General features: G+C 41.8%; 12 protein-coding genes and 1 tRNA gene. 2 read left to right on the forward strand and 11 right to left on the reverse strand.

Features of this window, described 5'->3' with window-relative positions; translation table 11 throughout:
- Positions 1-13: 13 nt before the first annotated feature.
- The gene (locus H9564_RS05605; protein WP_191684522.1) at positions 14-712 is read right to left on the reverse strand and encodes a uracil-DNA glycosylase; all 699 of its coding nucleotides are present in this window, start codon (positions 710-712) and stop codon (positions 14-16) included.
- Positions 713-854: 142 nt separating this feature from the next.
- Between H9564_RS05605 and H9564_RS05610 the strand changes: the two genes are divergently transcribed.
- Positions 855-1424, forward strand: a complete 570-nt coding sequence (locus H9564_RS05610) for an LURP-one-related/scramblase family protein (protein ID WP_225209562.1) — start codon at positions 855-857, stop codon at positions 1422-1424.
- A 332-nt stretch (positions 1425-1756) separates the two neighbouring features.
- Here H9564_RS05610 and smpB read toward each other — a convergent pair whose 3' ends face one another.
- From smpB to gap, 10 genes are all read right to left on the reverse strand, one after another.
- Positions 1757-2224 (reverse strand): SsrA-binding protein SmpB, encoded by a 468-nt coding sequence (gene smpB, locus H9564_RS05615; protein ID WP_191684523.1) that lies wholly within the window; start codon positions 2222-2224, stop codon positions 1757-1759.
- Between the two features lie 25 nt (positions 2225-2249).
- Complete coding sequence (rnr, locus tag H9564_RS05620) at positions 2250-4646, reverse strand: ribonuclease R (RefSeq protein WP_191684524.1); 2397 nt, start codon at positions 4644-4646, stop codon at positions 2250-2252.
- A gap of 1 nt (position 4647) precedes the next feature.
- Positions 4648-5403, reverse strand: coding sequence for an alpha/beta hydrolase (locus H9564_RS05625; RefSeq protein WP_191684525.1), 756 nt, complete (start codon positions 5401-5403; stop codon positions 4648-4650).
- A gap of 63 nt (positions 5404-5466) precedes the next feature.
- Positions 5467-5706: a preprotein translocase subunit SecG gene (gene secG / locus H9564_RS05630; RefSeq protein ID WP_182580987.1), complete on the reverse strand. Its 240-nt coding sequence runs from the start codon at positions 5704-5706 to the stop codon at positions 5467-5469.
- A gap of 65 nt (positions 5707-5771) precedes the next feature.
- Positions 5772-7316, reverse strand: coding sequence for a ClC family H(+)/Cl(-) exchange transporter (locus H9564_RS05635; RefSeq protein ID WP_191684526.1), 1545 nt, complete (start codon positions 7314-7316; stop codon positions 5772-5774).
- Positions 7317-7422: 106 nt separating this feature from the next.
- Positions 7423-8808 (reverse strand): amino acid permease, encoded by a 1386-nt coding sequence (locus H9564_RS05640; RefSeq protein WP_191684527.1) that lies wholly within the window; start codon positions 8806-8808, stop codon positions 7423-7425.
- A gap of 206 nt (positions 8809-9014) precedes the next feature.
- Complete coding sequence (gene eno, locus H9564_RS05645; RefSeq protein WP_191684528.1) at positions 9015-10337, reverse strand: phosphopyruvate hydratase; 1323 nt, start codon at positions 10335-10337, stop codon at positions 9015-9017.
- Positions 10338-10425: 88 nt separating this feature from the next.
- Positions 10426-11175 (reverse strand): triose-phosphate isomerase, encoded by a 750-nt coding sequence (gene tpiA, locus H9564_RS05650; protein WP_191684529.1) that lies wholly within the window; start codon positions 11173-11175, stop codon positions 10426-10428.
- Between the two features lie 178 nt (positions 11176-11353).
- Complete coding sequence (locus H9564_RS05655) at positions 11354-12565, reverse strand: phosphoglycerate kinase (protein WP_191684530.1); 1212 nt, start codon at positions 12563-12565, stop codon at positions 11354-11356.
- 87 nt (positions 12566-12652) lie between these two features.
- On the reverse strand, positions 12653-13666 hold the full coding sequence (gene gap, locus H9564_RS05660; protein WP_191684531.1) for a type I glyceraldehyde-3-phosphate dehydrogenase: 1014 nt from the start codon (positions 13664-13666) through the stop codon (positions 12653-12655).
- A gap of 278 nt (positions 13667-13944) precedes the next feature.
- On the opposite strand from gap, the gene H9564_RS05665 reads away from it, so the two are divergent.
- Positions 13945-14016: transfer RNA gene (locus H9564_RS05665), tRNA-Arg, on the forward strand.
- Positions 14017-14171: the final 155 nt, after the last annotated feature.

Here is a 14171-nt window from a genome sequence, read left to right on the forward strand (position 1 = left end):
TCCTTGTTGGTTATCAAGCCTTACCGTCAACTATCGGTTGATCCGGTAATTGCCAATCAATTGGCTCCTCTCTCATTGCGCGAAGTGCTTCATTTGTCTTTGAAAATGGTTTTGAACCAAAGAATCCGCGGTTAGCTGAAAGCGGGCTTGGATGAGCTGACTCCAAGATGATATTAGTCTTAAGGTTAATCAGCTTTTTCTTATCCCGTGCCGCTCTTCCCCACAGAATAAAGACAACCGGTTGGGGACGCTCAGACAATGCATGAATCGCAGCATCCGTTAATTGCTCCCAACCATGCCCCTTATGAGAAAAGGCTTGGCCTGCACGAACTGTTAAGACTGAGTTCAAAAGTAAAACACCTTGATCAGCCCATTTCTTTAGGTAACCATGTTGAACCGGATGACAACCAACATCACTTTGCAACTCTTTATAGATATTCTGCAAAGATGGTGGAACCGGGATCCCTGGTAAAACTGAAAAGCTGCACCCATGGGCTTGGTGAGGACCATGGTACGGATCTTGACCTAAAATGACAACCTTAACTTTACTAAAGGGCGTCCACTCAAAAGCCTCAAAAATATGATGCATCTCCGGATAAATCGTCCGGTGACTATATTCTTCTTTTAAGAAATTATGTAGTTGCGCATAATATGCACTTTCAAATTGGGGTTTTAAAACGTCCCACCAATCATTATGAATAAGTTGTTTCACGATTCTAGCACCTCACCTAATATTTTAGCATAAGTCGCCAATAGCCGGAACCAAAAATGAAACCGCTTCGTAAAGTTAACAATTTTATAATTAACCTGTACAATAGTGGTAATTAACTTATCTTATAAGGAGTGGTGATTGAATGCGGCAACTTTATCTACGTGATCATGATACAGACCTCCACGGAACCACTGTGATCCGGAACTACCAAGGACGCTCATTGTATCTGTTGGTAGGTAAATGGGGAATGCTTCATGATGTTCTCTCTTTGTATTCAATTTCTGGGGACTTACTTGCGGAAGTTAAGCAGCTTAGCTTTGGAATTATTCCGAAGTTTGCATTATATAAGGATCGGCAAAAGGTTGGTACCGTTAGCAAGTCGCTTGGTTTTGTTCGCGAAGTAATTTACATCAAGGGGCTTAGCTGGGTTGTTGTCGGTTCACCATTCTCCGGAAAGTACCGGGTCTTTAAGAAAAATCACCTCGTCTTCTCAATTCAACCAGTCGCATTCACTGGTGACTATTACCATGAACTAAAAGTCCAAAGAGAAGAAGACGAGCCACTAGCGATCCTCATTGCCAGTGTTCTCCAACATTGGGCGCGTCGCAAGCAAACTTCCCCTCTCCGTGTTCATTGGGGCAGTGTTGCTACGGGAAATGATACTTGTTTAGGTTACCAGATTGAACCATCACAACTTAAGAAACGACGTTAAATGAAAATAACAAAAGACATCCAGAAATGATCACTTCTGGATGTCTTTTGTGTTATTTAGTTAAATTTCTCGAACTAAGCTTATGACGTCCTAGGCATCATTGCTTAGATCTGTTCGCCAGATACTTGCTAGAGCTAGAAATTTCTTCTAGGCAACACAGTAGAAACGTGTTCGCCCTATTAAGTAGACTTGCTTCATGTTTTAGGCATCATTGTCAAGATCTGCTTGCCAGGAACTTGCTAGAGCTAGCGACCTCCTTCCTAGGCGGAAGACGCCTTCGTCAGGAGAAATCGCTAGCTTTCCGCAAGTCCTTTGCTGGCTCACACTCTCTTTTAATAGTGCTTCATTACTCTTTCCATTTCACGGTTGGCTTCGCGACGTTTGATAGATTCACGCTTGTCGTACTCATGCTTCCCTTTAGCGAGGCCAAGGAGAACCTTAGCATACCCATGCTTAATATACATTTTCAGCGGAATTAGGGTGACCCCCTTGTCTTGGAGGGCACCGGTAAGTTTATGAATTTCCTTCTTATGGAGGAGGAGTTTCCGGTTACGGAGTGGATCCTGGTTAAAGAAGGTCCCGTTATCGTACTCACTAATATGAACATTCATTAACCAAGCTTCACCATTCCGAATTTGAGCAAAGCCATCTTTTAAGTTTACCCGGTGGGCACGGACAGATTTAATCTCAGTTCCTGTCAAAACGAGCCCTGCTTCATAGGTATCCGTCACAAAATAATCATGACGAGCCTTTTTATTCTGGGCAATTAAATTATCATTATTCTGTTTCTTTTTGGCCATGGTATCCCTCCATTAGGTCAAAATATTAGTGACGACGCTGACGACGTCCTTCAAAATCACGAGAGTTATTATGGTGACGGGTCTGGCCACGGTTAATTTGCCGATTATTCCGATGCCCATTCTCGTGACCGTCATGCTTCCACTTTCCTTGAGTATTTCGGAAGTGTTCTTTGTTATGACCATGACGGTTATTATTGCGACGACCTCCCCGGCCACCGCGACGCCGATCATCATTATGGGGAACCCGAATCTTTGTTGTTGGGGCTTCTTCAGGATTAACTAACTCGAAGTCAACTTCACGAAGATCCTTATCAACCCGAACCAATTTAACTTTAATTGGCTGACCAATTTGGAAAATCCGGTGGTGACTACGTCCAATCAAAGCCATATGCTTTTCAGAATATTCATAGTAGTCATCATTCATAACACTAATATGAATTAACCCTTCAACGGTATTTTCTAGTTCAACAAATAAGCCGAACTTCATCACTGAACTAACAACAGCATCAAAGGTTTCACCAACATGGTCTTCCATGTATTCAGCCTTCTTCATGCTATCAACATCCCGTTCGGTATCAATTCCCCGTCGTTCAGTAAATGAGGTGTGTTCCGCAATTTCAGGCAAACGATCACGCCAGGCAGCCTTCGCTTTTTCACCCTTACCATGTTTTTCGTACCACTTAATTAAACGGTGAACGGTGTCATCAGGGTAACGCCGAATTGGTGAAGTAAAGTGGGTGTAGTAGTTTGCACCCAGGCCAAAGTGACCAACTTCTTCATCGTCATACTTTGCCTGTTGCATGCTCCGTAACATCATTACCTGAACCATCTGTTCTTCCGGCTTACCAGCAACTTGTTTCAGGACATTTTGAAGCATCTTTGGCTTGATATTATTAACATCCCCATGAGCATTAATCCCGAAGACGCTCAGGAATTCGAAGAAGGATTTAATCTTTTCGTTGTCTGGTTGTTCGTGGATCCGGTAAAGGAACGGTACGTGTTCTTTGTAATAATGCTCAGCAACAGTTTCATTGGCAGCCAACATAAATGATTCGATCATCCGTTCAGCCAAGCCCCGTTCCCGAAGTTGAATATCGGTTGGGTGTCCCTTGTCATCAACAATGATCTTTGCTTCTGGAGCTTCAAAATCAATTGCCCCGCGACGTTTCCGGGCATTTAAGAGGATCTTGTGAATGTCCCGCATAGTTTCAAACATTGGGACTAGATCTTTATATTCAGCCATCGTTTTGGCATCGTGAGATTCCAAGATCCGGTTAACTGCCTTATAAGTCATCCGGGCATGTGACCGCATCACACTTGGGAAAATCCGGTGTTTAACAATCCGTCCCTGTTCATCAATCTCCATTTCACAACTCATTGAAAGCCGTTCTTCTCCAGGATTTAACGAACAAATACCGTTAGAAAGTCGCTTAGGCAGCATTGGAACTACCCGGTCAGTTAAGTAAACGGAGGTCCCCCGTTTAAATGCTTCCTTATCAAGAGCAGAACCAGGTTTTACGTAGTGACTAACATCAGCAATGTGAACCCCAAGGTGGTAGTGACCGTTATCCATCTTCCAAGCAACAACCGCATCATCCAAGTCTTTTGACTCAATGGCATCAATTGTCACAAGTGGTTGATCAGTGATGTCTTCCCGTCCCTTCTTTTCTTCAGGAAGGACTTTCAACGGGATCTTATTTGCTTCATCCATTACTTCTTTTGGAAATTCATGAGGAACATCATGGGCATAGATTACCGAGAGAATATCAATTCCTGGTTCATCTTTATCCCCGATTACTTCGTTAATTGCCCCGGTCATGACTTGGGGAGCTTCATCATCAGGATAGGTAGCAACAGTTGCAGTTACTACTTGACCATCCATCGGCTTGAGACCCTTATCGTTGACGAAGAAGCGGTAATTAGAAAGTTTTTTATCCTTGAGGAGGATTTCACCAATGTAATCCCCAACAGTTTCCTGCTTAAATTCACCAACAATCTGATCGTAATTGTGTTCAACGATCTTAACGACTTGACCTTCCGGGCCCTGATCACTTCCCGGCTTAGCAGGACGCAGAATTTTAACTTCAACCTGATCACCATTTAAAGCGTGCATTGTGTGATCGGGATTGATATACATATCCGGCAAATCAGGATCGTAATCTACAAAGCCAAATCCCTTATCATTAGCATGGAAAGTTCCAACAATCGCTTGTGGCTTAATTATTGCTTTAAATTCTCCCCGATCCGTTACTTCAACTTGCTTCTCTCGTTCGAGTTCGGCAAGCGTCTGGACGATTGGCGTAAAGGATTCAGCATCATCCATCTTCAATGCCCGACCTAACTTTTCTGCAGAAAAGCTAACGTTAGCATTATCCTTTAGATAATCTAATATCTGATCTTTTAATTTTGTTTTTGTTGTCATATTACACCTCAAATATTTTTTGTAAGAAGTTAGTAACATCAGCAAATAATTGCCGGTGGGCATCATTAACGGTAAGGACATGACCTGCTTGTGGGTAGTAATGGTAATCAACCGGTGTCCCCTGCACTAATAATTTATTTCTTAATTCTTCTCCAGAGTGCGGATCAATCATCTCGTCTTTCCCCCCCTGGCCAATAAAAAATGGCTGGTGGATCTGATCAAGGTGTTGATCGATTTCTCGGGTCATTTGACTAATTTCGGTTAATTGCTTAGGTAACAATTGATTAATTTCTGTAATCCGCTCAGTAATTTGTTGCGGGCTTAATCCGGCTTTCTGGTAGTAAGCAGCAGCTAACCGAGGGAAAAACTGAGGTACGTTAGACTTGCCCCAGCTAGTCACAGGAGAAGCAAACACGCCTCCCCCAGCTAAACTTGGATCATTTTCTAACGCCTTCGTTGCTAGTAACCCTCCTAATGATAGACCAAGAACCGCTATTTTTTCCATTCGTAAGTCTTTTAGCTTGCGAATTGCAAATTGCGTATCCGCCCACCAATCATCTGGACTACTCTTTTTTAGAACAGTAAGGGGATCACTACCATGTCCCGTAAATACTGGAGCATAAATCGTATAATTCTGTCTTTCTAAGTGCCGTGCAAGCATTCGCATGTCCGCACTGCTACTTGTATATGAATGAAGCAAAACAACACCAAAGCGCCCGTGCGGAAATAAAAAGGGCTTGCCCGAACTAACTTCCATTATTTCTTACTCCTTAAAATAAAAAAGACCTCCTGAATACATGATACAGGAGGCATCGCTACTCTAGTGTGATGAAACGAAAACCAAGGCTAAAGCAAGGATAAAGAAAATTGCCCCACAAATTGTAGTAACAACTTGCATTACCGCTTCAAAACCACGAGCCTTACGCCGTGAGAATAGGTCTCCAGCACCACCACTTAAAGCAGACATTGCATCATTATCGTTTTTAGCTGGTTGCATCATTACACATGCAATCAAAACTACACAGTCTATTAAAAATAAAGTCATTAATGTGTTATACAAGGATTTTTCCTCCTAATAATTGCCCACTATATCTAGTACAGAATAACATATTATTTAACTAATTTCTACATTTTTGGCGCGTGAGATGCTCGCTCCAATATTTCTTGTAGTTTATTCTTATCAGAAATATTTGCTTGAATTACAAGGGTATCTCCTGCTAACAAAACTGTCTTCCCGTTTGGAATAATCTTATCTTCTCCACGGTAAATCAAGGAAACAATACAGTCAGCTGGCCAGTTATAATCTGCAATCTTACAACCATCTAGCTCAGAACCTGGATAAATTGATACGGAAAGTGTTTCCTGGTGAAGCGGCTTTTTCTCGGCCCGTAATCCAATAAAGTTCTCAAACATTTCAGTATAAACAGGCTTACCGTGAAGGGCATCGACCACCAGGTAAGCGATAATTGAAACCATTGCTAATGGCATTAAGTGAGCTAGTGAACCAACCATTTCGGTAATAAGGAGGATTGCGGTAAACGGTGCTTTACTAATGCAGGCAAAGTAACCAGCCATCGCATAAATAATAAAGTTTGGTAAGTATTGAATTGGAAGGATCCCTAAATTAGTCATCAAGGCACAATAAGCTGCACCAAGAACAGCTCCTAACGTCAAAATTGGAAGGAAAATCCCCCCTGGCAACTGGCTCCCGTAACTAACCATTGAAAAGACAAAGCGTAGAATAAAGAGTCCCACGAAAAGAGAGAGTGAGAATGGCAAGAGGCGTAATTCAGCGATTAACTGGTTACCACCGCCAAGGGTATAAGGAAGGTACCAGTCAACCGGAATAACTAGGAGGAACGGGATGATTGGGTAAGCTGTAGGTTTGAGCCAAGTAAGTTTACCAGACCAATAATCAAGGTGCAAAATTACAACCTGATAAAGACGACCAAGAATTCCCAGAATAACCCCTAAAACAATCAAGTGCCAATATAAGCCAACTGGCAGTTCATAATGGTAAGGAACGTTCAATACCGGCTCAAGCCCAAAAATAGTCATTGAAACCATATTTGAACAAAGGGAACTGATGAAGGTTGCCAACCAAATTAACGGTGAGAAGTTATGGTAGACTTCTTCAAGGATAAAAATGGTACTGGCAATTGGCGCATTAAAGGCTGCTGCTAGTCCCGCAGCTGCCCCACTAGCAATCCCAACTCGTCGGTTTAGTGAATCCACATGTGCCGTTTCAGCGACTCCTTGGCCAATTGTTGCCCCCAATTGAATAGAAGGTCCTTCACGGCCAAGAAATAGTCCTGAGCCAATTGCAAAGATTCCACCAAGGTATTTCCGCCAAAGAACCGGCCACCATTTTTCCTCAAATTGACACTTTAGTTGTCCCTCAACTTGAGGAATCCCAGACCCCTTAATATTTGGATACCGTTGTGCCAAATGACCTAAGATTAACGCCAAAATAACAGAGCCAACCGCCCAATAAATTAATCCAGTCGGATGATGGTGGAAATAGGTAAAACTAATCTGAACAAATTGCAAAAAATGTTGAATAATTAGTCGAAATGTACTAACCACTAAGCCAGTTAATAATCCAATAATGATTGCACGAATCATTTGCTTAACTTGGCTATTTTGGTTGGTAATCACTTTTTTATCCATTCTTTCCCCTGACTTTCCTCAAAAGATACACCAGAATATTGTACTACACCAATTAAGATAAAAAAATAGGCGTTAGGCAACGAATGTCTAACACCTCTAATTTAAATTATTTAACTGTTGATTTACTTAAGCCGTGACGAATCAAGTAAACAGCCGTTGCAACAATCAAGACAAGTGCACCAACAATAACTGAAATCCGTGTATCAGGATTAATAAACATAAAGATTACGATTACAATCAGCATTATAAACGCAAAGTAATTAGAAAATGGGTAAAGGGGCAACTTAAATGGATGATCCGTCATTAAGTCGGGATTATTCTTCCGAAAACGTAATTCAGCAAGTAAAATTACAAACCACGGAATCATCCCAGGTAAGACTGATGAACTAAAGACAACCACGAACATATCAGACGTCGAATGGTTGTAAGTCGATGAAATCATATCAATAATGAACCCGATTAAAATCCCACCAGAAATTCCTAAGATTGCTGCATCCGGAACAATCCGTTTAGAAAGACGGCCAAAAATCTTTGGCGCATCCCCTTCATGCGAGAGTTTAAATAACATTCGGCTTGAACTATAAATCCCAGAGTTAGCACCAGAAAGAGCAGCCGTTAAAACAACAAAGTTAATAATAGATGCTGCTGCAGTAATCCCAACCTTAGCGAAAGTCGAAACAAATGGTGAGCCAACACTGCTCAACTTATCCCACGGGTAAATCGTGACAATTACGAAAATAGCACCAACATAGAAGATTAGAATCCGAAAAAGGACAGACTTAACAGATTTGACAATTGCTTCTTGTGGATCGGCAACTTCCCCGGCGGAAATCCCTAACAATTCAATTCCTTCATATGAACCCACAATGATTGACATTGAGAAGAAGAAACCGCTAATCCCACCGGTAAAGAAACCACCATGTGCCCATAAATTACTAAAGCCTGTTGGATGACCACCATTACCAAAACCAAAAAGGATCACCATAAAGCCAAGGAAAATCATGAAAATAATGGTAACGACCTTAATCATCGCAAACCAAAATTCAAGTGAACCGTACGCCTTAGCACTAGCAAGGTTAGCTAACACTAAAAAGATAATGATTATAATTCCGGCAATCCATGTATGCATATGCGGCCACCAAAATTTTAGGTATTCCGTTGCCGCAACCACTTCTGACATTCCCACTACGATGTACTCAAAGACATTCGCCCACTTGGCAAGGTAACCAGCAAGGGGATGAACATATTCGGTAGCATAATCCGCAAAGGAACCAGTTCCTGGATTAATATAAATCATTTCTCCTAAGGCCCGCATAACGATATAAAGGATTAAACCAACAAATGCATACGCTAAAAGGACTGAAGGTCCCGTCCACTTAATCGTTGAGGTTGATCCCATAAACAAACCAACACCGATGGCGCCCCCTAAGGAAATCATTTCCATTTGGTTAGCAGTCATCGATCGCCGCAACTTTGGCGCAGAATCTTTCATTAGTATCAAATTCCTTTCTCAAACTATAGCTTTTCAAATTATATTATATGAATTACTAATTGCCAAGAGTTTTCTCATCGTTTTCTCATTATCAATTAGGATAGTTACGAAAGTAATTGTTTAACCTAAAGAAAGCAAAAATAGGTTCCTTACACCCAGATTTAACCAGGTGCAAGGAACCTATTCATATTTTAACGCTAATTAAATTAACGGTTTTCGATGTCTTGACGAGCTTGTTCACTCAAGTTGTAGAATGAGTGGATACCCTTGTATTGAGCAACGTCACCAAGTTGATCTTCAATCCGCATTAATTGGTTGTACTTAGCAAGACGGTCAGTCCGGCTCATTGAACCAGTCTTGATTTGTCCGGCATTAGTAGCAACAACCAAGTCAGCAATGGTAGTGTCTTCAGTTTCACCAGAACGGTGTGAAACGATGGCAGTGTAACCAGCTTCCTTAGCCATTTCGATAGCTTCAACAGTTTCAGTCAAAGTACCAATTTGGTTAAGCTTGATTAAGATTGAGTTAGCAGCACCCATCTTAATACCCTTCTTAAGGTAGTCGGTGTTAGTTACGAAGAAGTCGTCACCAACAAGTTGAACCTTCTTACCAAGCTTGTTGGTAAGGGTTACCCAGTCGTCCCAGTTGTTTTCATCAATTGGGTCTTCAACAGATACTACTGGGTACTTTTCAATAATACCTGATAAGTAGTTGATCCATTCTTCAGTGGTGTATTCTTCACCAGTTGACCAACGAAGCTTGTACTTCTTGTCTTCGTCGTTCCACAATTCTGAAGCAGCAACGTCAAAGGCAATAGCAATGTCCTTACCTGGCTTGTAGCCGGCATCCTTGATAGCCTTGATCAAGTATTCGAATGGTTCTTCGTTGTTAGCAAAGTCAGGAGCGAATCCACCTTCGTCACCAACAGAAGTTACCTTACCAGCTGCTTCTAATTCCTTCTTCAAAGCGTGGAAAGTTTCTGATCCCCAACGAATTGCTTCACGAACAGTTGGTGCACCAACTGGCATGATCATGAATTCTTGGAAATCAACCTTGTTATCAGAGTGGGCACCACCGTTGATAACGTTCATCATTGGTGTTGGCAATACGTGAGCATTGAAACCACCAAGGTAGTTGTAAAGAGGAACTTGTAATTCGTCGGCAGCAGCACGAGCAGCAGCAAGTGAAACAGCCAAGATAGCGTTAGCACCTAACTTACCCTTGTTTGGAGTACCGTCTAACTTGATCATTGCCTTGTCAATTGCGATTTGGTCGGTAACTTCCATACCAACAATTTCCTTAGCAATAACGTCGTTAACGTTAGCAACGGCCTTTAATACTCCCTTACCGCCGAAACGGTTCTTATCACCGTCACGCAATTCAACGGCTTCGTGTTCACCAGTTGAGGCACCTGAAGGTACGATTCCACGGCCAACACCACCAGCTTCAGTATAAACTTCTGCTTCAACTGTAGGGTTACCACGTGAATCAAGAACTTCACGTGCATAAATATCTGTAATAAGTGACATTTGATGAATCTCTCCTCTGTCTTAAATTCGATAGCAATCGCGCTATTTCATTAATATTGTATTATTTTGTGCATCCAAAAACAAGCATTTAGTGGTTAACTAACCTTAAAAATGTTTCAGGATCTAAACTTGCACCGCCTACCAAGACCCCATCAATGTCTCGACTGGCCATTAGAGCATTGATATTTGAAGTCGTGACACTACCGCCATAAAGAACCCGAACATCATCAGCAACTTCTTTTCCATACATGTATGCAATTGTTTGCCGAATCAGGTAGCACCCTTCTTCCGCTTCATCGGGATCAGCACTTTGACCGGTACCGATTGCCCAACTCGGCTCATAAGCGATGGTTACGTGCCTAATTTCATCGCTTGATAGTCCCTTGGCATCAGATAAGATCTGATTAACAACCCAATGAACCTTCTTACCAGCTGTTCGCCGGCCCATTGTATCGTCACAACAAACAATTGGACAAAGATGATCAACTAAAGCTGCCTTGATCTTCTTATTTACAATTTCATCAGTCTCATGAAAATATTTCCGGCGCTCAGAATGTCCAAGGATTACGTGGTGAATGCCAGCTTGGTATAGAGCATATGGGCTTGTTTCCCCTGTATAGGCTCCCTCATTTTTGTAATAACAGTTTTCGGCAGCGATTTTTAGTGGGGAACCAGCAGCAGCTTCTCTCATTGAAACTAAGGATAGTGTTGGCCCTGCAAGTGCTGTTTCCAACTGATTTGCCGGCGGTAACTGGTCCTTTATCTTTTTAACAAACTCAACTGATTCGGCCACCGTTTTGTTCATTTTCCAATTACCAGCAATAATTGGCACCCTCATAAAATCACTCCTTTGCACCATATTGGTACTGCGGTAAGAATCAACCTCAATATACAAATAGGTCCAACCACCCGGAACTTCCGAGTACTTGGACCCTATTGTATTTACGGGGTTTGCAGAAAGCTAGTATCGCATCAATACAATAAACGAACTAGTAGGCTTTCTCCCCTATTATATATTACTTTTCAGAAATTGCAGCAATTCCTGGCAAAGTCTTACCTTCAAGGTAGGTTAATGAAGCCCCACCACCAGTGGAAATGTGGGTAAGCTTATCAGCAACACCCAATTGCTTAACGGCAGCAGTTGAGTCACCACCACCAACGATAGTAGTAGCGTCACTCAAAGTACCAAGGAACTTACCAATTTCAAGGGTTCCCTTAGCAAAGTTAGGCTTTTCAAAGACACCCATAGGACCGTTCCAAACAACAGTCTTAGCATCCTTCAATACGTCTTCAAATTCCTTGATGGACTTTGGACCAATATCAAGGGCCATCCAGCCATCATCAATGTCACCTTCAACAACCTTGGTGTTAGCATCGTTGTCAAACTTATCAGCTACAACGTTGTCAATAGGAAGAACAAGCTTGTCGCCAGCCTTGTCGAGGATCTTCTTAGCAACATCAACCTTGTCTTTTTCAACAAGTGAGTCACCAGTCTTAATACCCTTAGCAGCGTAGAATGTGTAAGCCATTCCACCACCGATGATGATCTTGTCGGCCTTTTCAAGAAGGTTATCAATAACACCAATCTTGTCAGATACCTTAGCACCACCAAGAATAGCAACAAATGGACGTTCAGGGTTGTCAACAGCGTCACCCAAGAACTTGATTTCCTTTTGCATTAAGTAACCAGCAGCAGCCTTACCTGGCATGTTAGTAGCAATACCAACGTTTGAGGCGTGCTTACGGTGAGCAGTACCAAAGGCATCGTTAACGAAAACGTTACCGAGTGAAGCCCAGTACTTACCTAATTCAGGATCATTACCTGATTCACGCTTTACGTATTCGCCGTCCTTAACATCTTCATAACGGGTGTTTTGAACAAGTAATACGTCACCATCTTTAAGTTCGTTAATAGCATCTTCAAGTTCCTTACCTTCAGTAACTGGAACGAACTTAACTGGCTTATCAAGTAATTCAGAAAGACGTTCTGCAACAGCCTTCAATGACTTAGCAGGCTTGTCTTCTTCCTTCTTAATCCGGCCAAGGTGTGAGAATAAGATTGCCTTACCATTGTGTTCAATAACATACTTAATAGTTGGCAATGCAGCAACGATCCGGTTGTCATCTTCAACCTTACTACCATCGTCACTAATTGGGACATTAAAGTCGACCCGCATTAAAACCTTCTTACCTTCAAGAGGTAAATCTTCAACAGTTAATTTTGCCATGAATTATGTTTCCTCCTTCTCTGTGAAGAAAAAGGTGGTTGGAGTTTCCTCCTCCCACCTTTCATTTAGCTTATTTAAGCAATTAGATTAAAGACTTGCGAAGTGAAGCAAAGTCCGGATCATGTTGCAAGTGAAACCATTTTCGTTATCGTACCATGCAACAGTCTTAACTAATTGAGTACCGTCTTCGCCTTCCATGATTTCGGTTTGTGATGGGTCAAATACAGAACCAAAAGTAGAACCGATAATATCACTTGAAACGATTGGGTCATCAGTGTAACCGAATGCTGGGTTATCCTTAGCAGCTTCCTTCATAGCGTTGTTAACATCATCAACAGAAACCTTCTTGTTCATGATAGTAACAAGTTCAGTTAATGAACCATCAGGAACAGCAACACGTTGTGCGTGACCTGAAAGCTTACCGTTCAATTCAGGAATAACAAGACCGATAGCCTTAGCAGCACCACTTGAGTGAGGAATAGTGTTAACAGCAGCGGCACGGTTGTTACGGAACTTCTTACCACGTGGTTGGTCAAGAACAGCTTGGCTACCAGTGTAAGCGTGAACAGTAGTCATAGTACCAACCTTGATACCAAAGTTCTTGTTCAACCAGTATGCCATTGGTGCAAGACAACTAGTGGTGCATGAACCAGCTGAAACGATCTTGTCGTCAGCCTTCAAAGTATCCAAGTTAACACCAGGAACAACAGTTGGAATGTTACCAGCAGGTGCAGAAATAAGAACACGCTTTGCGCCGGCATCCAAGTGAGCTTGTGACTTTTCTGCAGAAGTGTAGAAACCAGTACATTCAAGGACAAAGTCAACACCGTCGTTCTTTACCCAAGGAATGTTACGTGCGTCACGTTCTGCGTATACAGGGTATTCCTTACCATCAACAACGATACCCTTGTCAGTTGATGAAACTTCGCCATCAAAACGACCTTGGGTTGAGTCGTACTTAAGTAAGTAAGCCAACATTTCTGGTGAGGTCAAGTCGTTAATAGCAACAACTTCAATGTCATCAGTGTTAAGTTCGTGAATACGACGGAATGCCAAACGACCAATACGGCCGAAACCATTAATACCAATCTTTACAGTCATACTGCAATTTCCTCCTTTAGGAAAACATAATTAGTGTCTTTGCTAACTCAATCACATTTACTTAATATCAACTGTAATTAAGTGATACCAAGTATTTATCTAAAATCATGACTTAGCAATTACAACCTTACGGTATTAATAATACTCACAATTCACTAACTTGTCTATCCAATTAGACCGAAAAGTTTGATTTTTCTTGTGAAAACGTTATCATTTTAAAAAATTTAAATTTATTGTTGCAATTATGTTTGAAGTAAGATAATATAATATTTGTTGACGCGCCCTTAGTGTAATGGATCGCACGTGAGATTCCGGTTCTCGAGATCCGAGTTCGACTCTCGGGGGGCGCATTTTTTTATGGTGTTTGATTTTGATTACATATTTCACCTAAAAAAGAACCGTTGCTTATAAGCAACGGTTCTTTTTATATTAGTGTCTTTAGACCTAGTTGAGCACGCGAGCAGAGCGAGTGTGCGAAACAAAAAACCACCTGCTATGCGGGTGG

It is taken from the genome of Limosilactobacillus avistercoris (genome assembly GCF_014836425.1).
Taxonomy (GTDB): Bacteria; Bacillota; Bacilli; order Lactobacillales; family Lactobacillaceae; genus Limosilactobacillus; species Limosilactobacillus agrestimuris.